Source organism: Streptomyces sp. RLA123 (genome assembly GCF_056270165.1).
Map to the genome: position 1 here is coordinate 6464000 of NZ_JBWDOR010000003.1, position 23981 is coordinate 6487980.

Here is a 23981-nt window from a genome sequence, read left to right on the forward strand (position 1 = left end):
TGCGCGGCGGGCCTTCGCCGTTCCCGGCGGACGCCGCCCGCCGGGAACGGCGTCAGTCAGGCGCCGAGCGCGGGCGTGCGGCACCCCGGTGACAGCCGCTCACCGGCCGGGCGTCCGGCCTGGCGGAGTCCCCCACCGGAGCCGGGCCCCGGGGTCGGCGGTTGCTGTTTGCGCGGGCCGGCGGCCGCCCGTCGAGGGCGCGGGACACGGCTGAGTCCAGATCCAGGGCGCCGCCCTCCGTGAAGGCCCGTTCGTAGCCGGCGCGCCCCAGTTCCGCACGGCTGAGCTCCTCGCAGCGGCTGTGCGGGATGCCGAAGTAGCGCGAACCGAAGACCGGCAGGCCCACCGCGTCCCAGATGCTGCCCGCGGCCCCCTGGAGGACCGCCGCCTCCTGGGCGTCGTGCGAGGCCGTCAGCGCCGCCAGCAGCTCGATGCCCAGCACGATGCCGACCAGGTCGCGGAAGGCGTGGTTGATCCGCACGCACTCCGCCGCGAGCTCCGCGGCCAGGCACGGGTCCTCCTGCCACCAGGCGATGACGGCCCGCGTGTACAGCGCGTACGCCAGCGCCCAGCGCTCCCCGTGGTCCTCGCAGGTCTCCCGGATGCGCTCGCACAGCTCGATCCCGCCCTCCAGATCGCCCTGGAAGGCCACCGCCATGGCGAGTTCGACCTCGGCCATGATGACGTTGCTGTTGAGTTCGCCCAGCGTCCGGTAGTGGCCCAGCGCCTCCTCGAACAGCGCCTTCGCCCGCGGGAGGTCGTCGCTGAGCAGCGCCCCGCAGCCCATCCGGTGCACCGCGTACGCGACCGCGGCCGCGTTCCCCGTCTCCAGCGCCTGTGCGCGGCACTCGTAGAGCATCCCGAGCGCCGCCGTCCCGTCCCCCTGGAGCATCGAGACATAGCCGCACACCCACAGCGCCTTCGCGCGCTGCCCGGTCGGCGAGGAGTCGGCCGTCAGCGCGCGCTCCAGCCAGTAGCGCCCCTCGGCGAGCCGGCCGCAGCCGACCCAGAAGAACCACAGGCTCGCCGCGAGGTACTGACCCGTGCGGAACTCCTCCGGGGCCCCCAGCGAGAACTCCAGCGCGGCCCGCAGATTGGCCAGTTCGCGCTCGGTGCTCGACGACACCTCCGCCTGCCGGGCGCTGAACCACTCCATCTCGCCCCAGGTGGCGAAGCCCAGGTACCAGTCACGGTGCCGGCCCCGCAGCCGCCGCTCCTCGCCCAGTTCGCGCAGCCACCCGAGCCCGTACTCGCGCACCGTGTCCAGTAGCAGGTAGCGGACCACGCCCGCCGCCTCACGGCGCAGCACCACCGACTTGTCCACCAGGTCGGCCAGTGCGTCGACCATGGCCTCGGCCGGCACCTCCGCACCGGCGCACACGTACTCCGCGGCCTCCAGGTCGAAGTCGCCCGCGAAGACCGACAGCCGCGCCCAGAGCAGGCGTTCGCGCGGGGTGCACAACTCGTGGCTCCACCCGATCGCGGTGCGCAGCGCGCGGTGCCGCTCGGGACCGCCGAAGCCGCGCCGGGTCAGCAATCGGAAGCGGTCGTCCAGCCGTCCGGTGATCTGCCGCACCGACAGCGCCCGCAACCGGCCCGCCGCCAGTTCGAGCGCGAGCGGGATGCCGTCCAGCCGCCGGCACAGTTCCTCGACCTCGGGGCGGTTGCCGGCGTCCACCGTGAACCCCGGCTGCGCGGCGGCCGCCCGCTCCGCGAACAACTCCACCGCCTCGTGCGGATCGGCCAGGGGTTCCAGGGACAGCACGTGCTCGCCCTGTACCCCGAGCGGCTGCCGGCTCGTGGCCAGCACCCGCAGACCCGGCGCCTGCCGCAGCAGCGCCTCGGCGAGGTCGGCAGCGGCCTCCACCTGCCCCTCGCAGCAGTCCAGGACGAGCAGCAGCTCGCGGCCGGCCAGAAAACCGACGAGCGCGGCCCGCGGGCCGCGCATCGTGTGGTCGGTCAGGTCGAGGGCCGCGGCGACCGCGTGGTCCACCAGCCCCGGATCACGGACCGCGCCGAGTTCCGCCAGCCAGGCGCCTCCGCCGAAACCCCGCGCCGACGCCGCCGCGCGCAGCGCGAGACGGGTCTTGCCGACCCCGCCGACCCCCGTCAGCGTCACCAGCCGGGCCTTGCCCAGCAGGCGGTTCACCTCGCCCAGTTCATGCCGCCGGCCGACGAAGTGGTTCAGCTCGCCCGGCAGGTTGCCGGGCGTCCTCTCATGGTGCATGGGTCACGGAGGGTATCGTCAAATAAGCGGAACGTACAGTCTGAGCGGTGCCGCCGGACGGCAACGCGGTACGGAGTGCGGGGCCCGTCACGATAAGGTCGTTACCTGGTTGGAGTGGCGATCCGAGGGAGCAGCAACGTGTCCGGTGGAGAGGTGGCCGGCCTCATCGTGGCGGTCTTCTGGGCGATCCTGGTGTCGTTCCTCGCCGTGGCACTGGTGCGACTCGCCCAGGCGCTCCGGCAGGCCACCCGGCTGGTCGCGGACGTGACCGACCGGGCCGTGCCGCTGCTCGGCGAGGCCTCCGAGGCCGTGCGCTCCGCGCACGCGCAGCTGGCCCGCGTGGACACCATCACCTCCGACGTCGCCGAGGTGACCGCCAATGCCTCCGCGCTCTCCACGACCGTCGCCTCCACGTTCGGCGGCCCCCTGGTGAAGGTCGCGGCCTTCGGCTACGGGGTGCGACGCGCGGTCAACCTGCAGACCAAGGGCGCCGCCAAGAAGCGCACCGTGGTCCTCGGCCGGACGCTCCCGTCCGCCCGTAGCCGTAAGTCGAGGGGCTGACCTGCCATGTTCCGCCGTGCCTTCTGGTTCACCGCCGGTGCCGCCGCCGGAGTCTGGGCCACGACCAAGGTCCACCGCACGATCCGCGGCCTGACCCCGGAGAGCCTCGCCGCGAAGGCGGCCGACAAGGCACTGGAGGCCGGGGGCCGGTTGCGCACCTTCGCGAAGGACGTCCGCGCCGGCATGGCCGAGCGCGAGGACCAGCTCAACGACCAACTGGGCCGCACGGCCCCCGATCTCGATATGCCGGCACAGCGGCCGGCTATCGCGTACCACCACCGGAAGGACGATCACTGATGGAGTCGGCAGAAATCCGCCGCCGCTGGCTGCGCTTCTTCGAGGAGCGCGGTCACACCGTCGTGCCGTCGGCGTCGCTCATCGCCGACGACCCGACCCTCCTTCTGGTGCCCGCGGGCATGGTCCCGTTCAAGCCGTACTTCCTGGGAGAGGTCAAGCCGCCCTTCCCGCGCGCCACCAGCGTGCAGAAGTGCGTCCGCACGCCCGACATCGAAGAGGTCGGCAAGACCACGCGCCACGGCACGTTCTTCCAGATGTGCGGCAACTTCTCGTTCGGCGACTACTTCAAGGAAGGCGCCATCAAGTTCGCCTGGGAGCTGCTCACCGGCTCCGTGGCGGACGGCGGCTACGGGCTCGACCCCGAACGGCTGTGGATCACCGTCTACAAGGACGACGACGAGGCCGAGCAGATCTGGCGCGACGTCGTGGGCGTGCCCGCCGAGCGCATCCAGCGCCTGGGCATGAAGGACAACTTCTGGTCCATGGGCGTCCCGGGTCCCTGCGGTCCTTGCTCCGAGATCAACTACGACCGCGGTCCCGAGTTCGGTGTCGAGGGCGGCCCGGCCGTCAACGACGAGCGGTACGTGGAGATCTGGAACCTGGTCTTCATGCAGTACGAGCGCGGGGAGGGCACCGGCAAGGAGGAGTTCCCGATCCTCGGCGACCTGCCCGCCAAGAACATCGACACCGGCCTCGGCCTCGAGCGTCTCGCCATGATCCTGCAGGACGTGCGGAACATGTACGAGACCGACACCTTGCGCGTCGTCATCGACAAGGCCACCGAGCTCACCGGCGTCGCCTATGGTGCCGCCCACGAGTCCGACGTCTCGCTGCGCGTGGTCGCCGACCACATGCGCACGTCCGTCATGCTCATCGGTGACGGCGTCACCCCCGGCAACGAGGGCCGCGGCTATGTGCTGCGCCGCATCATGCGCCGCGCCATCCGCAACATGCGTCTGCTGGGCGCCACCGACCCCGTCGTCCTCGAGCTGGTCGACGCCGTCATCAAGACGATGGGGCAGCAGTACCCGGAGCTGGCCGAGGACCGCAAGCGCATCGAGACGGTCGCCGTCGCCGAGGAGAACGCCTTCCTCAAGACGCTGAAGGCCGGCACGAACATCCTTGACACGGCCGTCACCGAGACCAAGGCCACCGGCTCCTCCGTGCTGCCCGGCGACAAGGCCTTCCTGCTCCACGACACATGGGGCTTCCCGATCGACCTCACCCTCGAAATGGCCTCCGAGCAGGGCCTGTCGGTGGACGAGGACGGCTTCCGCCGCCTGATGAAGGAGCAGCGGGACCGCGCCAAGGCCGACGCCCTGGTGAAGAAGAGCGGCCACGCCGACCTGTCGGCCTACCGTTCCGTCGCCGACGCCGCCGGCACGACCGTGTTCACCGGCTACACCGACAACGAGGGCGAGGCCACCGTCGTCGGCCTGCTGGTGGACGGCGTGCCGTCGCCCGCCGCCAACGAGGGCGACGAGGTCGAGGTCATCCTCGACCGCACCCCCTTCTACGCCGAGGGCGGCGGCCAGCTCGCCGACACCGGTCGCATCCGCACCGACTCCGGCGCCGTCATCGAGATCCGCGACGTGCAGCAGCCCGTGCCGGGCGTCACCGTGCACAAGGGCAGCGTGCAGGTCGGCGAGGTCACCGTCGGAGCCGGTGTGCTGGCCAGGATCGACCTGGGTCGCCGCCGCGCCATCGCCCGCGCCCACAGCGCCACGCACCTGACCCACCAGGCGCTGCGCGACGCCCTCGGCCCCACGGCCGCCCAGGCCGGCTCGGAGAACTCCCCGGGCCGCTTCCGCTTCGACTTCGGCTCGCCGGCCGCCGTTCCGGGCAGCGTGCTCACGGACGTCGAGCAGAAGATCAACGCCGTGCTCTCCCGTGAACTCGACGTCACGGCCGAGGTCATGAGCATCGACGAGGCCAAGAAGGCGGGCGCCATCGCCGAGTTCGGCGAGAAGTACGGCGAGCGCGTGCGCGTCGTGACCATCGGCGACTACTCCAAGGAGCTGTGCGGCGGCACGCACGTCGGCAACACCGCCCAGCTGGGCCTGGTGAAGCTGCTCGGCGAGTCCTCGATCGGCTCCGGAGTGCGCCGTGTCGAGGCGCTGGTCGGCGTGGACGCGTACAACTTCCTCGCTCGCGAGCACACGGTAGTCGCCCAGCTCCAGCAACTGGTCAAGGGCCGCCCGGAGGAGCTCCCGGAGAAGATCTCCAGCATGCTCGCCAAGCTCAAGGAGGCCGAGAAGGAGATCGAGCGCTTCCGCGCCGAGAAGGTCCTTCAGGCCGCCGCCGGGCTCGCCGGGTCCGCCCAGGACGTCAAGGGTGTCGCCGTGGTGACCGGTCAGGTCCCGGACGGCACGAGCGCCGACGACCTGCGCAGGCTCGTCCTGGACGTCCGCCAGCGGATCACCGGCGGCCGCCCTGCCGTCGTGGCGCTGTTCACCGTCGCAGGCGACCGCCCGCTGACCGTGATCGCCACCAACGAGGCCGCCCGCGAGCGCGGCCTCAAGGCCGGCGACCTGGTCCGCGCCGCCGCCAAGACCCTCGGCGGCGGTGGCGGCGGCAAGCCGGACGTCGCCCAGGGCGGTGGCCAGAACGCCGACGCCGTCGGCGACGCCGTCGCCGCGGTGCAGCGTCTGGTCGCCGAGACGGTCTGATGTCGCTCATGCGCAGGGGTCGCAGGATCGCGATCGACGTCGGGGACGCCCGCATCGGGGTCGCTTCGTGCGACCCCGACGGGGTCCTCGCCACCCCGGTCGAAACGGTGCCCGGCCGGGACGTCCCGGCCGCTCTCCGGCGCATCGTCCAGATCGTCGGGGAGTACGAGCCGATCGAAGTCCTGGTCGGCCTGCCCCGCTCGCTCAGCGGGCGGGAGGGGCCGGCCGCGGCCAAGGCACGCGGCTTCGCCGAGGATGTGGCTAAGATCATCTCGCCGGTTCCGGTGCGGCTGGTGGACGAGCGGATGACCACGGTGACCGCCACCCAAGGACTGCGTGCTTCGGGTGTGACGGCGAAGAAGGGACGTTCGGTCGTCGATCAGGCCGCCGCTGTCGTTATCCTGCAGAGTGCCCTGGAGACCGAACGGGTGTCCGGGAAAGCTCCCGGAGAGAGCGTCGAACCTTTTATCTGATCGCGGTACGGTAACGTTCCGCGCGACACAGCGGCTCCACCGCGGAGCCGAGGTGCCCAGGGCCGGCCGACCTGGGCCGCGTCACAAGCGCCGGCCTGCTGCCGCCTCGCGAACCGAACCGTAGGGGATCGATGACTGACTATGGCCGGAGCTCAGGCTCCGAAGCATGGCACCCCGAAGACCCTCTCTTCGGTGATCAGTGGGGCCAGCAGCAGCAGCCTCAGCAGCATCCCCACCCGCAGCAGCAACAGCAGTACCCGCAGCAGCATTCCCAGCAGCAACAGCAGTACCCGCAGCAGCATTCCCAGCAGCAACAGCAGTATCCCCAGCAACAGCAGCAACAACCCCACCCGCAGCAACAGCAACAGCAGCAACAGGCCCAGTACCAGCAGCAGGGCGGCTGGGACCCCTACGCGGGCACCGGCCAGCAGCCGCAGTACCCGTACGACGCCCAGCAGCAGTACGACTCCTGGGGCACCCCGGCGGGGTACGGCGGCGACCCCTACGGCGCACAGCCGCAGCCCGACTACTACGGCCAGAACGGCTACCCGCCCCCGCAGCCGCCGGACCAGCGGTACCAGGAGCAGCAGCAGGCCCCGCAGGGGTACGAGCAGGCGCCGCCGCAGCAGGCCCCGCAGCCGCAGCAACCCCAGCGCCCGCAACCGCAGCGCCGGCAGCCGGAGCCGTCCCGTCCCGAGTGGGACGACGAGACGGAGGCCGCCGACGACCACGCGTTCTTCGCGGGCGGCGGTGACGACGACGAGGACGGCGACGACCAGGCCTCCGGCCGCGGCGACCGCCGTGGTGGCAAGTCCGGCAAGGGCGGCGGCAAGAAGCGCCGCAGCGGCATGGCCTGCATGGTCGTGCTCGTCGTGCTCGGCGGCGGCCTGGCCGGTGTGACGTACTTCGGCTACTCGTACTACCAGTCGCATTTCGGGCCGGCCCCCGACTTCGCGGGCCAGGGCGCCGGGGAGGTGCAGGTCGAGATCCCGCAGGGCGCCAGCGGCATCGAGATCGGCAACATCCTCAAGAAGGCCGGCGTGGTCAAGAGCGTCGACGCCTTCACCACCGCCGCGAACCAGAACCCCAAGGGCAAGCTCATCCAGGCCGGCGTGTACGTCCTCAAGAAGGAGATGTCCGCCGGCAGCGCCGTCAAGATGATGCTCGACCCCAATTCGCAGAAGGTCCTGATCATCGCCGAGGGCCTGCGCGACGCGCAGATCTACGCGACGATCGACGCCAAGCTGGGACTGGACGAGGGCACCACCAAGAAGGTCGCCGCGGCGGAGTCCGACAAGCTCGGCATGCCCTCGTGGGCTGACGACGGGGCCGACATAGAGGACCCGCTGGAAGGATTCCTCTTCCCCTCCCGCTACAGCATCGGCAAGGACACCAAGCCCGCGGACCTGCTCAAGCAGATGGTCAAGCAGGCGACGGCGGAGTACGAGAAGGACGACCTCCAGGGGCAGGCGAAGAAGGTCGGCATGTCGCCGCACGAGGTCATCACCATCGCCAGCCTGGTACAGGCCGAGGCGAAGGAGGACGACGAGTTCGGCAAGGTCTCGCGGGTCATCTACAACCGCCTCGACCAGGACATGTTCCTGGGCTTCGACTCGACGATCAACTACGCCAAGGGTCGCAGCACGCTCAACACGTCGACGGCCGACACCAAGGACCCGTCGCCGTACAACACGTACAACCACAAGGGCCTGCCGCCGGGGCCCATCGGCAACCCCGGGCACCAGGCGATCGAGGCGGCGCTGCACCCGACGAAGGGCAACTGGCTCTTCTTCGTGACGGTCAAGCCCGGTGACACGCGCTTCACCAACAGCGCGGCCGAGCACGACAAGAACGTGGAGGAGTTCAACAAGTACCAGCGGGAGCACGGCGGTTGATGACCGACGGTAAGCGGGCGGCGGTCCTCGGATCGCCGATCGCCCACTCCCTGTCGCCCGTGCTGCACCGCGCCGCGTACGCGGCGCTGGGACTGGACGACTGGACGTACGACCGGTTCGACGTCGGTGAGGAGGCCCTGCCCGGATTCCTGAAGGAACTGGAGCGGGGCGGCGGGCGCTGGGCCGGGCTGTCGCTGACGATGCCGCTGAAGCGCGCCGTGATCCCTCTGCTCGACGGGATCAGCGACGCGGCGGCGTCGGTGGAGGCCGTGAACACGCTGGTGTTCGCCGAGGACGGCCGTCGCACGGGCGACAACACCGATATCCCCGGCATGGTGGCGGCCCTGCGCGAACGCGGGGTCGAGCGGGTGGCGACGGCCGCGGTCCTGGGAGCGGGCGCGACGGCGTCCTCCGCCTTGGCCGCGCTGGCGCAGATCTGCGACGGCGAGGTCACCGCCTACGTGCGCAGTGCGGCCCGCGCGGCCGAGATGCGGCAGTGGGGCGAGCGGCTCGCCGTGCCCGTGCGCACGGCCGCATGGGAGGACGCGCACCGCGCGTTCGACGCGCCCCTTGTGGTCGCCACGACCCCGGCCGGCACCACGGACCCTCTCGCCGCGGCCGTGCCGCAGGCGCCCGGCACGCTGTTCGACGTGCTGTACGACCCCTGGCCGACGGCACTGGCCGCCGCGTGGTCCGCGCGCGGGGGAGCGCTGGTGGGCGGGCTCGACCTGCTCGTGCACCAGGCGGTGCTCCAGGTGGAGCTGATGACCGGCCGCCGGCCCGCCCCCCTGGCGGCGATGCGGGCCGCGGGCGAGGCGGCGCTGCACCGCTCCTGAGGCTCCGGACCCGCGGCGCCCGGTGTCCGCTCGGCGGACCGTGCTCGGACCTCGCGCGTGAACGTGCAAGGATCGGAGTACGCACGGCCGGTCCGGCCCGCCTGGCCGCGGGACGGCCCATGGAGAAGGAGCGAGCACCCTTGAGCACGTTGCGCTGGCTGACCGCGGGGGAGTCGCACGGTCCCGCACTCGTCGCGACGCTGGAGGGACTGCCCTCCGGTGTGCCGATCACCACCGCCATGGTGGCGGACCACCTCGCGCGGCGGCGGCTGGGCTATGGCCGCGGTGCCCGCATGAAGTTCGAGCAGGACCAAATCACCTTCCTCGGCGGTGTGCGCCATGGGCTGACCATGGGCTCGCCGGTCGCGATCATGGTCGGGAACACCGAGTGGCCCAAGTGGGAGCAGGTCATGGCGGCCGACCCGGTCGACCCCGAGATCCTCGCCGGACTCGCCCGCAACGCCCCGCTGACCCGTCCGCGCCCCGGTCACGCCGACCTCGCCGGCATGCAGAAGTACGGCTTCGACGAGGCCCGGCCGATCCTCGAGCGTGCCTCCGCCCGTGAGACCGCGGCCCGCGTCGCGCTGGGCGCCGTGGCCCGCTCCTACCTCAAGGAGACGGCCGGGATCGAGATCGTCTCCCACGTCGTGGAACTCGCCTCGGCCAAGGCCCCGTACGGCGTCCTGCCCACGCCGGCCGATGTCGGGAAGCTCGACGCCGACCCGGTGCGCTGCCTCGACTCCGACGCGAGCAAGCGGATGATCGCGGAGATCGACCAGGCCCACAAGGACGGCGACACCCTTGGCGGCGTCGTCGAGGTGCTGGCGTACGGCGTGCCGGTCGGTCTCGGCAGCCATGTCCATTGGGACCGGCGTCTCGACGCGCGCCTGGCCGCGGCCCTCATGGGCATTCAGGCCATCAAGGGCGTCGAGGTCGGCGACGGCTTCGACCTGGCCCGCGTCCCCGGCTCCAAGGCGCACGACGAGATCCTGGCCACCCCCGACGGCATCCGCCGTTCCTCCGGCCGCTCCGGCGGCACCGAGGGCGGCCTGTCCACCGGTGAACTGCTGCGTGTTCGCGCCGCGATGAAGCCCATCGCCACCGTGCCGCGCGCCCTGGCCACCGTGGACGTGAGCACCGGCGAGGCGACCCAGGCCCACCACCAGCGTTCCGATGTCTGCGCCGTCCCGGCCGCGGGCATCGTGGCCGAGGCGATGGTCGCCCTGGTGCTCGCGGACGCCGTGGCCGAGAAGTTCGGCGGCGACAGCGTCACCGAGACGCACCGCAATGTGCGCGGCTACCTCGACCACCTGGCGATCCGGTGAGTGCGCCGATGAGCGCCCCGGTCGTCGTCCTGGTCGGACCGATGGGCGTCGGCAAGAGCACCGTCGGCGAGCTGCTGGCCGAACGCCTCGGCGTGACCTGCCGCGACACCGACGCGGACATCGTCGAGGCCGAGGGCCGGCCGATCTCCGACATCTTCGTGGAGGACGGCGAGGAGCACTTCCGGGCCCTGGAGGCCCGGGCGGTGCGGACCGCCCTGGCCGAGCACCCCGGTGTGCTCGCGCTCGGCGGCGGCGCCGTCCTCGATCAGGACACCCGGGGGCTGCTCGCGGGCCTGCCCGTGGTCTTCCTCGACATGGACGTGGCCGAGGCCGTCAAGCGCGTCGGCCTCGACGCCGCCCGGCCGCTGCTCGCCGTCAACCCGCGGCGGCAGTGGCGGGAGCTGATGGACGCCCGGCGCCCGCTGTACACCGAGGTCGCCCGCGCCGTGGTCAGCACCGCGGACCGCACCCCCGAGGACGTCGCCGACGCCGTCCTGGACGCACTGGAGTTGAAGATCGCATGACCGAGCACGCCGCCCACGCCACCGTTCGCATCCCGGTCGGGGGCAGTGCGGGCACCGAGCCGTACGAGGTCCTGGTCGGCCGTCAGCTCCTCGGCGAGCTGCCCGGCCTGATCGGCGACAAGGCGGCGCGTGTGGCCGTCATCCACCCCGAGGCGCTCTCCGCCACCGGTGAGGCGCTCCGCGACGATCTGGCCGAGCAGGGCTACGAGGCCGTGGCCATCCAGGTGCCGAACGCGGAGGAGGCCAAGACCGCCGAGGTCGCCGCGTACTGCTGGAGGGCGCTGGGCCAGTCCGGCTTCACCCGTACGGACGTCGTCGTCGGTGTCGGCGGCGGTGCCACCACCGACCTGGCCGGCTTCATCGCCGCCACCTGGCTGCGCGGCGTCCGCTGGATCGCGGTCCCGACCACCGTGCTGGGCATGGTGGACGCGGCCGTGGGCGGCAAGACCGGCATCAACACCGCCGAGGGCAAGAACCTCGTCGGCGCCTTCCATCCGCCCGCCGGCGTGCTGTGCGACCTCGCCGCTCTGGAGTCGCTCGCGGTCAACGACTACGTCAGCGGCCTCGCGGAGATCATCAAGGCGGGCTTCATCGCGGACCCGGTCATCCTCGACCTGATCGAGAGCGACCCGGCGGCCGCCCGCACCCCCGACGGCGCCCATACGGCCGAGCTGATCGAGCGGGCCATCAGGGTCAAGGCCGAGGTGGTCTCCGCGGACCTGAAGGAGTCGGGTCTGCGGGAGATCCTCAACTACGGCCACACCCTCGGCCACGCCATCGAGAAGAACGAGCGGTACGAGTGGCGGCACGGCGCGGCCGTCTCCATCGGGATGGTCTTCGCCGCCGAGCTCGGCCGTCTCGCGGGGCGGCTGGACGACGCCACCGCGGACCGCCACCGCGCGGTGCTGGAGTCCGTGGGACTGCCGCTGACGTACCGCGGGGACCAGTGGCCGCGGCTGCTGGAGACCATGAAGGTCGACAAGAAGTCCCGCGGTGACCGGCTCCGGTTCATCGTCCTGGACGCCCTCGCCAAGCCCACCGTCCTGGAGGCACCCGATCCGGCGGTGCTCCTCGCCGCCTACGCGGAGATCTCCAAATAGCCACCGGCACCACTGTCGCCGAACGGCCGGGCACCCTGCGGGTGACCCGGCCGTTCACACAACTACGGCCGTTGACGGTACCGTTCGGTCGAACCTGAAAGCACTTGTACGGGACGGAGTGGCCGCGATGCAGCATGGCGTGGGCGCGCCTCTGCCACCGCCGCACGGCGGACAGCCCGCAGCCGGCCAGCCGGGGCCGCCGCCCCAGCCACCGGCGGCGACCGGCCACTTCCCGATGGCGCCAGGAGCCCCCGTCCAGCACCCGGGACGGCCGCCCGAGCAGCCTCACCAGCCCGGCGCCCAGCCCGGCGCGAATCCCGGTACGAGCCCCGGCGGCCCCCGCCCGCGCCCCGGATACGGACCCGGCCCCGTGGCTGTCCTGCTGATCGGCGCTGCGGGGGCCGGGAAGACCACCATCGCCCGCCACTGGGCCGACCACCGCGGTGTCCCCACCGCCCACGTCAGCCTGGACGACGTGCGCGAATGGGTCCGCTCCGGCTTCGCCGACCCCCAGTCGGGCTGGAACGACCACTCCGAGGCGCAGTACCGTCTCGCCCGCCGCACCTGCGGCTTCGCCGCCCGCAACTTCCTGGCGAACGGCATCTCCTGCATCATCGACGACGCCGTCTTCCCCGACCGCCCCGTCGTCGGCCTCGGCGGCTGGAAGCGCCACGTCGGCCCGGGTCTGCTGCCCGTCGTGCTGCTCCCCGGCCTCGACGTCGTGCTGGCCCGCAACGCCCAGCGCACCGGCAACCGGCGGCTGACCGACGAGGAGGTCGCCCGCATCCACGGCCGCATGGCCGGCTGGTACGGGTCCGGGCTGCCGATCATCGACAACTCGCACCTGGACGTGCCCGCGGCTGCCGCCGCCCTCGACAGCGTCGTCACCCGCAGCCTTCAGGGCCCGCCCGCCTGGTAGTCCGCCAGGTGGCCCGGCTCGACAGGCCGAGCGGCGGGACCCGACGTACGCTCACCACATGTCCGAGGTGCACGCTGCCCGCAGGGAACGTCTGCGGGACCGTTGCGCGGCGTCCGGAGCGGCGGCGGCGCTGGTCTCCCGCCCCGCGAACGTCCGCTATCTGACCGGCTGCGCCCCGCCCGGCACGGTGCTGCTCATCACCCCGGGTCCCGAGGACGTCCTGGTGCACGGCCGCCACCCTTCCGGCGACCTCGCAGAAGGCCGTCTCCCCGACGATGTGCGCGCCGTCGTGCTGCCGTCCCCCGACGCCGACCCGGCGGTCGCCGCCGCGGGCCTGGCCGCCGAGCGGAAGGCCGCGACGGTCGCCGTGGAGGAGCACCACCTCACCGTCGCCCGCCACCGCGCGATGGGCGCGGCCGCTCCCGGGGTGCGCCTCACCGACCTCGGCACTGCCGTGGAGCAGCTCCGGCTGGTCAAGGACGAGCAGGAGATCTCCGCCCTGCGCATCGCCGCCGAGATCGCCGACCAGGCGCTCAGCGAACTGCTGGAGTCCATCCTGGTGGGGCGTACCGAACGCCATCTCGCCCTCGAGCTGGAGCGCCGCCTCATCGACCACGGCGCCGACGGCCCCGCCTTCCGCACCTGCGTCGGCACCGGACCGCACTCGGGCGCCTCGCGTCATCTGCCCACCGACCGGCGGGTCGAGGAGGGCGACTTCCTGACCGTGCGACTCGGCGCCTGCTACCGCGGCTACCGCTGCGAGGTCGGCCGTACCTTCGTCATCGGCACGTCCCCCGCCGACTGGCAGATCGAGCTGTACGACCTCGTCTTCGCCGCCCAGAGGGCCGGCCGGGAGGCGCTGGCGCCGGGGGCCGCGTGCCGCGACGTGGACCATGCCGCCCGGCATGTCCTGGAGTCCGGCGGGTACGGCGACGCACTCGGGGAGAGCACGGGACACGGGGTCGGCCTGGAGATCGGTGAGGACCCGCGGTTGTCGCCTGCCGCCATGGGTAAACTGGACGCTTGCGTGCCGGTCACCGTCGAACCGGGGGTCCACCTCCCGGGCCGCGGCGGTGTCCGGATCGACGACACACTCGTCGTGCGTCCTTCGGCGGACGGCGGGCCCGAGCTACTCACCATCACGACCAAGGAGCTGCTCGCCCTGTAGCGGGCGGGCACCTGTTTGGTTCCCGAAGCAGCAGTGCAGGAGATTCCGCAACCGTGGCCACCACGAACGACCTCAAGAACGGCCTCGTGCTCAAGCTCGACGGCGGCCAGCTCTGGTCCGTAGTCGAGTTCCAGCACGTCAAGCCCGGCAAGGGCCCCGCCTTCGTCCGTACGAAGCTCAAGAACGTGCTCTCCGGCAAGGTCGTCGACAAGACCTTCAACGCCGGCGTGAAGGTCGAGACGGCCAACGTCGACAAGCGCGGGATGCAGTTCTCCTACAAGGACGGCGAGAGCTTCGTGTTCATGGACATGGACACGTACGACCAGATCTACATCACCCCCGAGGTCGTCGGCGACGCCGCCCACTTCCTGCTGGAGGGCTTCGAGGCCGTCGTCGCCATGTACGAGGGCGCGCCCCTGTACATCGAGCTCCCGGCCGCCGTCGAGCTGGTCATCGAGTACACGGAGCCGGGCGTCCAGGGCGACCGCTCCACCGGCGGCACCAAGCCGGCCAAGCTGGAGACCGGTTACGAGATCGGTGTCCCGCTCTTCATCACCACCGGTGAGAAGATCAAGGTCGACACCCGCTCGGGTGAGTACCTCGGCCGGGTGACCAGCTAACCGTGGCCGCTCGCAACAAGGCCCGCAAGCGCGCCTTCCAGATCCTCTTCGAGGCGGAGCAGCGGGGTGTCGACCCCAAGTCCGCCATGGCGGACTGGATCAGGCTCGCCCGCACCGACGACCGGCAGCCGCCGGTCAGCGAATACACCATGAAACTCGTCGAGGGTTACGCCGAACGGGCGAAGCGGATCGACGAACTGCTGTCGAAGTACGCCGTGGGCTGGACCCTCGACCGGATGCCGGTCGCCGACCGCAACATCCTGCGTCTCGGCGCCTACGAGCTGATCTGGGAGGACGACGTCCCCGACGCCGTCGCCCTGGACGAGGCCGTGCAGCTGGCCAAGGAGTTCTCCACAGACGACTCGCCGTCGTTCGTGAACGGCCTGCTGGCCCGTCTGAAGGAGCTCAAGCCGAGCCTGCGCGAGGATCTCCCCAAGGACTGAGCCGCTCGTCAGCGACCCACGGGCCCGGAACGCCATCGCGTTCCGGGCCCGTCGTGTGCCACGCCCCGGTGCCGTCCGGCGTGAAACACAAGCGCCCCCGTGCGGTGTCCGAAAAGGCCACCGCACAGGGGCGTGAACGTTTCTGCTTCCCGAGGGTGTCAGCCCTCCTCGTGCTGCACCGCGCGCCGTGCGTCCGCGTCGAGGACGCCCCAGCCGATGAGCTGCTCGGTCAGGACCGAGGGCGACTGGTCGTAGATGACGGCGAGGGTGCGCAGGTCGTCCTGGCGGATCGACAGCACCTTGCCGTTGTAGTCACCGCGCTGGCTCTGGATCGTCGCGGCGTACCTCTGCAACGGGCCGGCCTTGTCGGACGGCACCTGGCCGAGGCGCTCGAGGTCGAGGACGAGCTTCGGCGGCGGCTCGGCAGCACCCCCGGGTGCGGAACCGGGCAGGAGCTCCTGGACCGGCACGCCGTAGAAGTCGGCGAGCTCGGCGAGCCGCTGTACCGTCACCGCGCGGTCTCCACGCTCGTACGAGCCGACCACGACGGCCTTCCAGCGCCCCTGGGACTTCTCCTCGACGCCGTGGAGGGAGAGTCCCTGCTGTGTGCGGATGGCACGGAGCTTCGCTCCGAGCTGTTTGGCGTAATCGCTGGACATAACGCTCCCCGGACGGAAACTCAGTAACTCACTGTGAGGTTACGCAGCGTAATTGGAATCCGTCAAGCCGAATGGTCCACACCGGTACCCCCGGACGAGCGAGGTCATCGGCGCGTCACCCGCGACAGAGCAGGTCAGCGGGCCTGGTAGGGTTCTCATGTACGTTTTGGCGTCCTTTAAGACCCGTCCCGTGAGGCGGGGAAGGAGGTCCATTTTTCATGGCCGCACACAACGAGGCCTCAGCGGTGCCGTCCCGGCCCGTGCTGGAGGCGCAGGACATCGAGCGGGTACTGACCCGCATCGCCTACGAGATCGTCGAACGCGCCAAGGGCGCCGACGACGTGGTGCTCCTCGGCATTCCGACCCGCGGCGTCCACCTGGCCCGCAGACTCGCCGACAAGCTCGACGGCATCACGGGCGGCAAGGTCCCGGTCGGTTCGCTCGACATCACCATGTACCGCGACGACCTGCGGCTCGGCCCGGCCCGCGCGCTCGCCCGCACCGAGATCCCGGCCGACGGCGTGGACCGCCGCCTGGTCGTCCTCGTGGACGACGTGCTCTTCTCCGGCCGCACCATCCGCGCCGCCCTCGACGGGCTGAACGACATCGGCCGCCCGCGCGCGGTGCAGCTGGCCGTCCTGGTCGACCGCGGCCACCGCGAGCTGCCCATCCGGGCCGACTACGTCGGCAAGAACATCCCCACCTCGCTGCGCGAGACCGTCAAGGTCCATCTGACCGAGGAGGACGGGCGCGACTGCGTCCTGCTCGGCGTACGCGACGGCTCCCCGGCGGAGGAGTAGCACGGCTCCGCCCCGCCTCCCGGGGCACAGCCATGCCCGCCCGTCCCCCGGCACGAGCCGTCCGGGAGACGCCGCGTGCCGCCCCTTCGCCCGCCCCCGCACGCATCCTCCGGAGTGACCGATGAAGCGCCACCTGATCTCGGCGGCCGACCTCACCCGCGACGACGCCCTCCTCGTGCTCGACACCGCCGAGGAGATGGCCCGCGTCGCCGACCGCCCCATCAAGAAACTCCCCACTCTGCGCGGCCGCACCGTGGTCAACCTCTTCTTCGAGGATTCGACCCGCACCCGCATCTCCTTCGAGGCCGCCGCCAAGCGGCTGTCGGCCGACGTCATCAACTTCTCCGCCAAGGGGTCCTCGGTCTCCAAGGGCGAGTCGTTGAAGGACACCGCCCTCACCTTGGAGGCGATGGGCGCCGACGCCGTCGTCATCCGCCACCACATGTCCGGCGCCCCGCACCGCCTCGCGTACTCCGACTGGATCGGCGGCAGCGTCGTCAACGCCGGTGACGGCACCCATGAGCACCCCACCCAGGCGCTGCTCGACGCCTTCACCATGCGCCGCCACCTGTCGGGCCCCGGCCGCGACCTGGCGGGCCGGCGCGTCACCGTCGTCGGCGACGTGCTGCACAGCCGTGTGGCGCGCTCCAATGTGCTGCTGCTGAACACCCTGGGCGCCCAGGTCACCCTGGTGGCGCCGCCCACCCTGCTGCCGATCGGCGTCGAGAACTGGCCCTGCGAGGTCTCGTACGACCTGGACGCGGTGCTCGCCAAGACCGACGCCGTCATGATGCTGCGCGTCCAGCGCGAGCGCATGAACGCCGCGTTCTTCCCGACCGAGCGCGAGTACTCGCGCCGCTACGGCCTCGACGGCAGCCGGATGGCCGCCCTGCCTGAGCACGCCGTCGTCATGCACCCCGGACCGATGAACCGCGGCATGGAGATCACCGCCGAGGTCGCGGACTCGCCGCGCTGCACCGCCGTCGAGCAGGTGAGGAACGGCGTCAGCATCCGGATGGCCGTCCTGTACCTGCTGCTCGGCGGCGCCGAGCCCGCCGTCTCCGGTCCCGCCCCCGCCCGCACCGCTGAGGAGAACAAGTGAACATGAGCGCGACCCCGAGGACGCTGATCCGCGGCGCGAGGATCCTGGGCGGAGACCCGCAGGACGTCCTGATCGAGGGCGGGACGATCGCCGCCGTCGGCACGGGCCTGGCCGCCCCCGACGGCGCCACCGTGGTCGAGGCCGCGGGCAAGGTCCTCCTGCCGGGCCTGGTCGACCTCCACACCCATCTGCGCGAGCCCGGCCGGGAGGACTCCGAGACCGTCCTCACCGGCACGCGCTCCGCAGCCGCGGGCGGCTACACGGCCGTGCACGCGATGGCCAACACCTTCCCGGTCGCCGACACCGCGGGCGTCGTCGAGCAGGTCTGGCGGCTCGGCCGCGAGCACGGCTACTGCGACGTGCAGCCGGTCGGTGCCGTCACCGTGGGCCTGGAGGGCAAGAAGCTCGCCGAACTCGGCGCGATGGCCGATTCCGCCGCCGGGGTGCGGGTCTTCTCCGACGACGGCAAGTGCGTGGACGACGCGGTCATCATGCGCCGCGCCCTGGAGTACGTGAAGGCCTTCGACGGCGTCGTCGCCCAGCACGCCCAGGAGCCGCGGCTGACCGAGGGCGCCCAGATGAACGAGGGCGTCGTCTCCGGCGAGCTCGGGCTGACCGGCTGGCCTGCCGTCGCCGAGGAGTCGATCATCGCCCGCGACGTGCTGCTCGCCGCCCATGTCGGCTCCCGCGTGCACATCTGCCACCTGTCCACGGCCGGCTCCGTCGAGATCGTGCGCTGGGCCAAGTCCAAGGGCTGGGACGTCACCGCCGAGGTCACCCCGCACCACCTGCTCCTCACCGACGAGCTGGTGCGCTCGTACAACCCCGTCTACAAGGTGAACCCGCCGCTGCGCACCGAGGCCGACGTCATGGCGCTGCGCGAGGCGCTCGCCGACGGCACCATCGACTGCGTGGCCACCGACCACGCCCCGCACCCGCACGAGGACAAGGACTGCGAGTGGGGCGCGGCCGCGATGGGCATGATCGGCCTGGAGACCGCGCTGTCGGTCGTCCAGCACGCCATGGTCGACACCGGGCTGCTGGACTGGGCCGGCGTCGCCGACCGGATGTCCTTCCGGCCCGCGGTCATCGGGCGCCTGGGCGGCCACGGACGGCCCGTCTCGGCTGGTGAGCCCGCCAACCTGACGCTGGTGGATCCGGCATACCGTGGTGAGGTGAACCCCGCGGGCTTCGCCTCCCGCAGCCGCAACACCCCCTACGAGGGTCTGGAGCTGCCGGGCCAGGTGTTCGCCACGTTCCTGCGGGGCAAGGCGACGGTCATGGACGGGAAGCTCTCGTGACACCTCTGGCACTCATCGCGGCGGAGGGACAGCACTCCGCCCAGGTCACCGACTGGTCCGCCCGCATCGGCTGGGTCGTCGGCCTGCTGCTCCTCATCGCCCTCGTCTACTGGCTGATGCGCCAGGGCTGGAAGTGGCGCGGCACCCTCCAGGGGGACGTTCCCGCCCTCCCGACCGCCCCGGAGGAGTCCGGCGAGCCACGGCCGGTCCTGCTGACCACGGACGGCCGCTACCACGGCAGCACCACGGCGGGGCAGTGGCTGGACCGCATCGTCGCCCACGGCCTGGGCGTGCGCAGCCGCGCCGAGCTCACCTTGACGGACCGGGGCGTGGACGTCGTCCGCACCGGCGCGCCGGACTTCTTCATCCCGGCCGGGGCCCTGCGCGGCGCCCGCCTGGACAAGGGCATCGCGGGCAAGGTCCTCACCGAGGGCGGCCTGCTGGTGATCACCTGGGCGCACGGCGACCGGGAGATCGACTCCGGCTTCCGCTCCGACCGCTCCGCCGAGCACATCGAGTGGGTCGAGGCCCTGAACACCCTTACGCACGACCAGGAAGGCGCACGATGACGACCTCCGCCCAGCGACCCGCGAGGGTCCCTGCCGTACTCGTCCTGGAGGACGGCCGCACCTTCCGCGGCCGCGCCTACGGGGCTGTGGGGGAGACTTTCGGTGAGGCCGTCTTCTCCACCGGCATGACCGGCTACCAGGAAACGCTGACCGACCCCTCGTACCACCGCCAGGTCGTCGTGATGACCGCCCCGCACGTGGGCAACACCGGCGTCAACGACGAGGACCCGGAGTCCTCCCGCATCTGGGTGGCCGGGTACGTCGTCCGCGACCCCGCCCGCGTGTCCTCCAACTGGCGCGCGCGGCGCACCCTGGACGAGGAACTGACCCGCCAGGGAGTCGTCGGCATCAGCGGCATCGACACCCGCGCTCTGACCCGCCACCTGCGCGAGCGCGGCGCCATGCGCGTCGGCATCTTCTCCGGCGACAAGGCGCACACCGACGAGGCCGCCCTTTTGGCCGAGGTGCAGGCCGCCCCTCAGATGACGGGCGCCGACCTCTCCGCGGAGGTCGCCACCAAGGAGCCGTACGTCGTCCCTGCCATCGGCGAGAAGAAGTTCACCGTCGCCGCCCTGGATCTCGGCATCAAGGGCATGACGCCGCAGCGGATGGCCGAGCGCGGCATCGAGGTGCACGTCCTGCCCGCGGGTGCCTCCCTGGAGGAGGTCTACGCGATCCGCCCCGACGGCGTCTTCCTCTCCAACGGCCCCGGCGACCCGGCCACCGCCGACCTCACGGTCATCCAGGGCGTCCTGGACCGCGGGACGCCGCTGTTCGGCATCTGCTTCGGCAACCAGCTGCTCGGCCGGGCCGTCGGCTTCGGCACCTACAAGCTCAAGTACGGCCACCGCGGCATCAACCTGCCGGTGCAGGACCGTTCCACCGGCAAGGTCGAGGTCACCGCGCACAACCACGGCTTCGCCGTGGACGCGCCGCTCGACCAGGTCACCGACACCCCGTACGGGCGGGTGGAGGTCTCCCACGTCTGCCTCAACGACAACGTGGTCGAGGGCCTGCGGTTGCTCGACACCCCCGCCTTCAGCGTCCAGTACCACCCCGAGGCCGCCGCAGGTCCGCACGACGCCGCGTACCTGTTCGACCGCTTCGTGAAGCTCATGGAGGGCCAGCGTGCCTAAGCGCACCGATATCCAGTCCGTCCTGGTCATCGGCTCCGGCCCGATCGTCATTGGCCAGGCCGCCGAGTTCGACTACTCCGGCACCCAGGCCTGCCGCGTCCTGCGCGCCGAGGGCCTGCGGGTGATCCTGGTCAATTCCAACCCGGCCACGATCATGACCGACCCGGAGATCGCCGACGCCACCTATGTGGAGCCGATCACCCCGGAGTTCGTCGAGAAGATCATCGCCAAGGAGCGCCCGGACGCGCTGCTGCCCACCCTGGGTGGCCAGACCGCGCTCAACACCGCGATCTCGCTCCACACGGCGGGCGTCCTCGACAAGTACGGCGTCGAGCTGATCGGCGCCAATGTCGAGGCCATCAACAAGGGCGAGGACCGCGACCTGTTCAAGGGCGTCGTCAGGGCCGTCCACGACAAGATCGGGCACGGCGAGTCCGCCCGCTCGGTCATCTGCCACACCATGGACGAGGTGATCGCCGGGGTCGGCACCCTCGGCGGCTACCCGGTCGTCGTCCGCCCCTCCTTCACCATGGGCGGCGCCGGCTCCGGTTTCGCCCACGACGAGGAGGAGCTGCGCCGCATCGCCGGCCAGGGGCTCACGCTCTCGCCGACCACCGAGGTGCTCCTGGAGGAGTCCATCCTCGGCTGGAAGGAGTACGAGCTGGAGCTCATGCGCGACAAGCACGACAACGTCGTGGTCGTCTGCTCCATCGAGAACTTCGACCCCATGGGCGTGCACACCGGCGACTCCATCACGGTCGCGCCCGCGATGACGCTGACCGACCGCGAGTACCAGATCCTGCGCGACGTCGGCATCGCCGTGATCCGCGAGGTCGGCGTCGACACCGGCGGCTGCAACATCCAGTTCGCGGTCGATCCCGAGGACGGCCGGGTCATCGTCATCGAGATGAACCCCCGCGTGTCCCGCTCCTCCGCGCTCGCCTCCAAGGCGACCGGCTTCCCGATCGCCAAGATCGCCGCCAAGCTGGCCGTCGGCTACACCCTCGACGAGATCCCCAACGACATCACCGAGCAGACGCCTGCGTCCTTCGAGCCGACGCTCGACTACGTCGTCGTCAAGGTGCCGCGCTTCGCCTTCGAGAAGTTCCCCGCCGCCGACGCCACCCTCACCACCACCATGAAGTCGGTCGGCGAGGCCATGGCGATCGGCCGCAACTTCCCCGAGGCGCTGCAGAAGGCGCTGCGCTCGCTGGAGAAGAAGGACAGCCAGTTCGCCTTCACCGGGGAACCGGGCGACAAGGGCGAGTTGCTGCTCACCGCCGGGCGTCCCACCGACGGCCGGATCAACACGGTCATGCAGGCCATCCGGGCCGGGGCCACGCCGCAGGAGGTCTTCGACGCGACGAGGATCGACCCCTGGTTCGTCGACCAGCTCTTCCTGATCAAGGAGACCGCCGACGAGCTGGCCGCCGCGGGCAAGCTCGACCCCGAGCTGCTGGCCGAGGCCAAGCGCTACGGCTTCTCCGACGCCCAGATCGCCGCGGTCCGCGGCCTGCGCGAGGACGTCGTCCGCGAGGTCCGGCACGCGCTCGGTGTCCGGCCGGTCTACAAGACGGTCGACACCTGCGCCGCCGAGTTCGCCGCCCGCACCCCGTACTTCTACTCGTCCTACGACGAGGAGACCGAGGTCGCGCCGCGCGAGAAGCCCGCCGTGATCATCCTGGGCTCGGGCCCGAACCGCATCGGCCAAGGCATCGAGTTCGACTACTCCTGTGTGCACGCCTCCTTCGCGCTGCACGACGCGGGCTACGAGACCGTCATGGTCAACTGCAACCCGGAGACCGTCTCCACCGACTACGACACCTCCGACCGGCTCTACTTCGAGCCGCTCACCCTGGAGGACGTCCTGGAGATCGTCCACGCCGAGCAGCAGGCCGGCCCCGTCGCGGGCGTCATCGTGCAGCTCGGCGGCCAGACCCCGCTCGGCCTCGCGCAGGCACTCAAGGACAACGGTGTGCGCGTTGTCGGCACCTCGCCCGAGGCCATCCACCTCGCCGAGGACCGCGGCGCCTTCGGCCGCGTCCTGGCCAAGGCGGGCCTGCCCGCCCCCAAGCACGGCACGGCCACGACCTTCGAGGAGGCCAAGGCCATCGCCGACGAGATCGGCTACCCGGTCCTGGCGCGCCCCTCGTACGTGCTCGGCGGCCGCGGCATGGAGATCGTCTACGACGAGATCCGCCTCGCCTCGTACATCGCCGAGTCCACCGAGATCGGCCCGGACCGCCCCGTCCTGGTCGACCGCTTCCTCGACGACGCCATCGAGATCGACGTCGACGCGCTCTACGACGGCCACGAGCTCTACCTCGGCGGCGTCATGGAGCACATCGAGGAGGCCGGCATCCACTCCGGCGACTCCGCCTGCGCCCTGCCTCCGATCACCCTGGGCGGCCACGACATCAAGCGGCTGCGCGCCTCCACCGAGGCCATCGCCAGGGGCGTCGGCGTCCAGGGCCTGATCAACATCCAGTTCGCACTGGCCGGGGACATCCTCTACGTGCTGGAGGCCAACCCGCGCGCCTCCCGCACCGTGCCCTTCACCTCCAAGGCGACCGCGGTGCCGCTGGCCAAGGCCGCCGCCCGCATCTCGCTCGGCGCCACCGTCGCCGAGTTGCGCGCGGAGGGCCTGCTGCCGGCCCACGGCGACGGCGGCACCCTGCCGCTCGACGCGCCGATCTCCGTCAAGGAGGCCGTGCTGCCCTGGAGCCGCTTCCGCGACGTGCACGGCCGCGGCGTGGACACCGTCCTCGGCCCGGAGATGCGCTCCACCGGCGAGGTCATGGGCATCGACTCGGTCTTCGGCACGGCGTACGCCAAGTCGCAGGCCGGTGCCTATGGCGCGCTGCCGACCAAGGGCCGCGCCTTCGTCTCGGTGGCCAACCGCGACAAGCGTGCGCTGATCTTCCCGGCCCGCGCCCTGGTGGAGCACGGCTTCGAGCTGCTGGCCACCTCCGGCACCGCCGAAGTGCTCAAGCGCAACGGCATCGAGGCCACGATCGTCCGCAAGAAGAGCGAGGGCACCGGCCCGAACGGCGAGCCGACCGTGGTCGACCTCATCCACGACGGCGCGATCGACCTCATCGTCAACACCCCGTTCGGCACCGGCGGCCGCCTGGACGGATACGACATCCGCACCGCCGCCGTGGCCCGCGGCGTCCCGTGCCTGACCACCGTGCAGGCGCTCGCCGCCGCGGTGCAGGGGCTGGACGCCCTCGCCCGGGGCGACGTAGGGGTCCGCTCCCTCCAGGAGCACGCGGAACGGCTCACCGCCGGCCGCGAGGCGTAGGCGGCGGAGGGGGACACCGCAAGGAAGCGGTGTCCCCCTCCGCGCGAGCCCTC

At 71.6% G+C, this 23981-nt stretch carries 21 protein-coding genes; 19 read left to right on the plus strand and 2 right to left on the minus strand.

What is annotated here, in order from left to right:
- Positions 1-52: 52 nt before the first annotated feature.
- Positions 53-2227 (minus strand): ATP-binding protein, encoded by a 2175-nt coding sequence (locus RV983_RS29560; RefSeq protein ID WP_475988751.1) that lies wholly within the window; start codon positions 2225-2227, stop codon positions 53-55.
- 138 nt (positions 2228-2365) lie between these two features.
- On the opposite strand from RV983_RS29560, the gene RV983_RS29565 reads away from it, so the two are divergent.
- From RV983_RS29565 to nusB, 13 genes are all read left to right on the plus strand, one after another.
- Positions 2366-2788: a DUF948 domain-containing protein gene (locus tag RV983_RS29565; protein WP_475988752.1), complete on the plus strand. Its 423-nt coding sequence runs from the start codon at positions 2366-2368 to the stop codon at positions 2786-2788.
- A gap of 6 nt (positions 2789-2794) precedes the next feature.
- Positions 2795-3085, plus strand: coding sequence for a DUF6167 family protein (locus RV983_RS29570; RefSeq protein ID WP_475988753.1), 291 nt, complete (start codon positions 2795-2797; stop codon positions 3083-3085).
- The gene (gene alaS / locus RV983_RS29575; RefSeq protein WP_475988754.1) at positions 3085-5754 is read left to right on the plus strand and encodes an alanine--tRNA ligase; all 2670 of its coding nucleotides are present in this window, start codon (positions 3085-3087) and stop codon (positions 5752-5754) included. Before RV983_RS29570 ends, alaS begins: the two co-directional genes overlap by 1 nt.
- Positions 5754-6227, plus strand: coding sequence for a Holliday junction resolvase RuvX (ruvX, locus tag RV983_RS29580; RefSeq protein ID WP_475988755.1), 474 nt, complete (start codon positions 5754-5756; stop codon positions 6225-6227). Before alaS ends, ruvX begins: the two co-directional genes overlap by 1 nt.
- 131 nt (positions 6228-6358) lie before the next feature.
- On the plus strand, positions 6359-8122 hold the full coding sequence (mltG, locus tag RV983_RS29585; RefSeq protein WP_475988756.1) for an endolytic transglycosylase MltG: 1764 nt from the start codon (positions 6359-6361) through the stop codon (positions 8120-8122).
- Positions 8122-8958: a shikimate dehydrogenase gene (locus tag RV983_RS29590; RefSeq protein WP_475988757.1), complete on the plus strand. Its 837-nt coding sequence runs from the start codon at positions 8122-8124 to the stop codon at positions 8956-8958. Before mltG ends, RV983_RS29590 begins: the two co-directional genes overlap by 1 nt.
- A gap of 140 nt (positions 8959-9098) precedes the next feature.
- Positions 9099-10283, plus strand: coding sequence for a chorismate synthase (gene aroC / locus RV983_RS29595; protein ID WP_475988758.1), 1185 nt, complete (start codon positions 9099-9101; stop codon positions 10281-10283).
- An 8-nt stretch (positions 10284-10291) separates the two neighbouring features.
- A complete protein-coding gene (locus tag RV983_RS29600; RefSeq protein WP_475988759.1) occupies positions 10292-10807 on the plus strand; it encodes a shikimate kinase in 516 nt (171 codons plus the stop codon).
- Complete coding sequence (gene aroB / locus RV983_RS29605) at positions 10804-11907, plus strand: 3-dehydroquinate synthase (protein WP_475988760.1); 1104 nt, start codon at positions 10804-10806, stop codon at positions 11905-11907. The genes RV983_RS29600 and aroB overlap by 4 nt, the downstream gene beginning before the upstream one ends.
- A gap of 127 nt (positions 11908-12034) precedes the next feature.
- Positions 12035-12826: an AAA family ATPase gene (locus tag RV983_RS29610; protein WP_475988761.1), complete on the plus strand. Its 792-nt coding sequence runs from the start codon at positions 12035-12037 to the stop codon at positions 12824-12826.
- A 58-nt stretch (positions 12827-12884) separates the two neighbouring features.
- Complete coding sequence (locus tag RV983_RS29615; protein ID WP_475988762.1) at positions 12885-13994, plus strand: aminopeptidase P family protein; 1110 nt, start codon at positions 12885-12887, stop codon at positions 13992-13994.
- A 53-nt stretch (positions 13995-14047) separates the two neighbouring features.
- A complete protein-coding gene (gene efp / locus RV983_RS29620) occupies positions 14048-14614 on the plus strand; it encodes an elongation factor P (protein WP_475988763.1) in 567 nt (188 codons plus the stop codon).
- A gap of 2 nt (positions 14615-14616) precedes the next feature.
- Entirely contained in the window at positions 14617-15057 is a 441-nt protein-coding gene (nusB, locus tag RV983_RS29625; protein WP_475988764.1) for a transcription antitermination factor NusB, read from the plus strand.
- Positions 15058-15215: 158 nt separating this feature from the next.
- On the opposite strand, the gene bldD is transcribed toward nusB, so the two are convergent.
- Positions 15216-15716 carry a transcriptional regulator BldD gene (gene bldD / locus RV983_RS29630; protein ID WP_360914905.1) on the minus strand — a complete coding sequence of 167 codons (501 nt, stop codon included), beginning with the start codon at positions 15714-15716 and terminating at the stop codon, positions 15216-15218.
- Between the two features lie 218 nt (positions 15717-15934).
- Between bldD and pyrR the strand changes: the two genes are divergently transcribed.
- The 6 genes from pyrR to carB all read left to right on the plus strand — a co-directional run bounded on the left by pyrR (position 15935) and on the right by carB (position 23928).
- On the plus strand, positions 15935-16516 hold the full coding sequence (pyrR, locus tag RV983_RS29635) for a bifunctional pyr operon transcriptional regulator/uracil phosphoribosyltransferase PyrR (RefSeq protein ID WP_475988765.1): 582 nt from the start codon (positions 15935-15937) through the stop codon (positions 16514-16516).
- Positions 16517-16637: 121 nt separating this feature from the next.
- Positions 16638-17618 (plus strand): aspartate carbamoyltransferase catalytic subunit, encoded by a 981-nt coding sequence (locus RV983_RS29640; protein WP_475988766.1) that lies wholly within the window; start codon positions 16638-16640, stop codon positions 17616-17618.
- Between the two features lie 2 nt (positions 17619-17620).
- Positions 17621-18919: a dihydroorotase gene (locus tag RV983_RS29645; RefSeq protein WP_475988767.1), complete on the plus strand. Its 1299-nt coding sequence runs from the start codon at positions 17621-17623 to the stop codon at positions 18917-18919.
- A complete protein-coding gene (locus RV983_RS29650; protein ID WP_475988768.1) occupies positions 18916-19488 on the plus strand; it encodes a PH-like domain-containing protein in 573 nt (190 codons plus the stop codon). The genes RV983_RS29645 and RV983_RS29650 overlap by 4 nt, the downstream gene beginning before the upstream one ends.
- A complete protein-coding gene (gene carA / locus RV983_RS29655) occupies positions 19485-20624 on the plus strand; it encodes a glutamine-hydrolyzing carbamoyl-phosphate synthase small subunit (protein WP_475988769.1) in 1140 nt (379 codons plus the stop codon). The genes RV983_RS29650 and carA overlap by 4 nt, the downstream gene beginning before the upstream one ends.
- Positions 20617-23928, plus strand: coding sequence for a carbamoyl-phosphate synthase large subunit (gene carB / locus RV983_RS29660; RefSeq protein ID WP_475988770.1), 3312 nt, complete (start codon positions 20617-20619; stop codon positions 23926-23928). The genes carA and carB overlap by 8 nt, the downstream gene beginning before the upstream one ends.
- Positions 23929-23981 lie beyond the last annotated feature (53 nt).

What these genes read in the sequence shown, in the direction of transcription:
- RV983_RS29560 (WP_475988751.1), bottom strand. Translation starts at nt 2,227, where the DNA reads ATGCACCATGAGAGGACGCCCGGCAACCTGCCGGGCGAGCTGAACCAC.
- RV983_RS29570 (WP_475988753.1), top strand. Translation starts at nt 2,795, where the DNA reads ATGTTCCGCCGTGCCTTCTGGTTCACCGCCGGTGCCGCCGCCGGAGTC.
- alaS (WP_475988754.1), top strand. Translation starts at nt 3,085, where the DNA reads ATGGAGTCGGCAGAAATCCGCCGCCGCTGGCTGCGCTTCTTCGAGGAG.
- ruvX (WP_475988755.1), top strand. Translation starts at nt 5,754, where the DNA reads ATGTCGCTCATGCGCAGGGGTCGCAGGATCGCGATCGACGTCGGGGAC.
- mltG (WP_475988756.1), top strand. Translation starts at nt 6,359, where the DNA reads ATGACTGACTATGGCCGGAGCTCAGGCTCCGAAGCATGGCACCCCGAA.
- RV983_RS29590 (WP_475988757.1), top strand. Translation starts at nt 8,122, where the DNA reads ATGACCGACGGTAAGCGGGCGGCGGTCCTCGGATCGCCGATCGCCCAC.
- RV983_RS29600 (WP_475988759.1), top strand. Translation starts at nt 10,292, where the DNA reads ATGAGCGCCCCGGTCGTCGTCCTGGTCGGACCGATGGGCGTCGGCAAG.
- aroB (WP_475988760.1), top strand. Translation starts at nt 10,804, where the DNA reads ATGACCGAGCACGCCGCCCACGCCACCGTTCGCATCCCGGTCGGGGGC.
- RV983_RS29610 (WP_475988761.1), top strand. Translation starts at nt 12,035, where the DNA reads ATGCAGCATGGCGTGGGCGCGCCTCTGCCACCGCCGCACGGCGGACAG.
- RV983_RS29615 (WP_475988762.1), top strand. Translation starts at nt 12,885, where the DNA reads ATGTCCGAGGTGCACGCTGCCCGCAGGGAACGTCTGCGGGACCGTTGC.
- bldD (WP_360914905.1), bottom strand. Translation starts at nt 15,716, where the DNA reads ATGTCCAGCGATTACGCCAAACAGCTCGGAGCGAAGCTCCGTGCCATC.
- pyrR (WP_475988765.1), top strand. Translation starts at nt 15,935, where the DNA reads ATGGCCGCACACAACGAGGCCTCAGCGGTGCCGTCCCGGCCCGTGCTG.
- RV983_RS29640 (WP_475988766.1), top strand. Translation starts at nt 16,638, where the DNA reads ATGAAGCGCCACCTGATCTCGGCGGCCGACCTCACCCGCGACGACGCC.
- RV983_RS29645 (WP_475988767.1), top strand. Translation starts at nt 17,621, where the DNA reads ATGAGCGCGACCCCGAGGACGCTGATCCGCGGCGCGAGGATCCTGGGC.
- carA (WP_475988769.1), top strand. Translation starts at nt 19,485, where the DNA reads ATGACGACCTCCGCCCAGCGACCCGCGAGGGTCCCTGCCGTACTCGTC.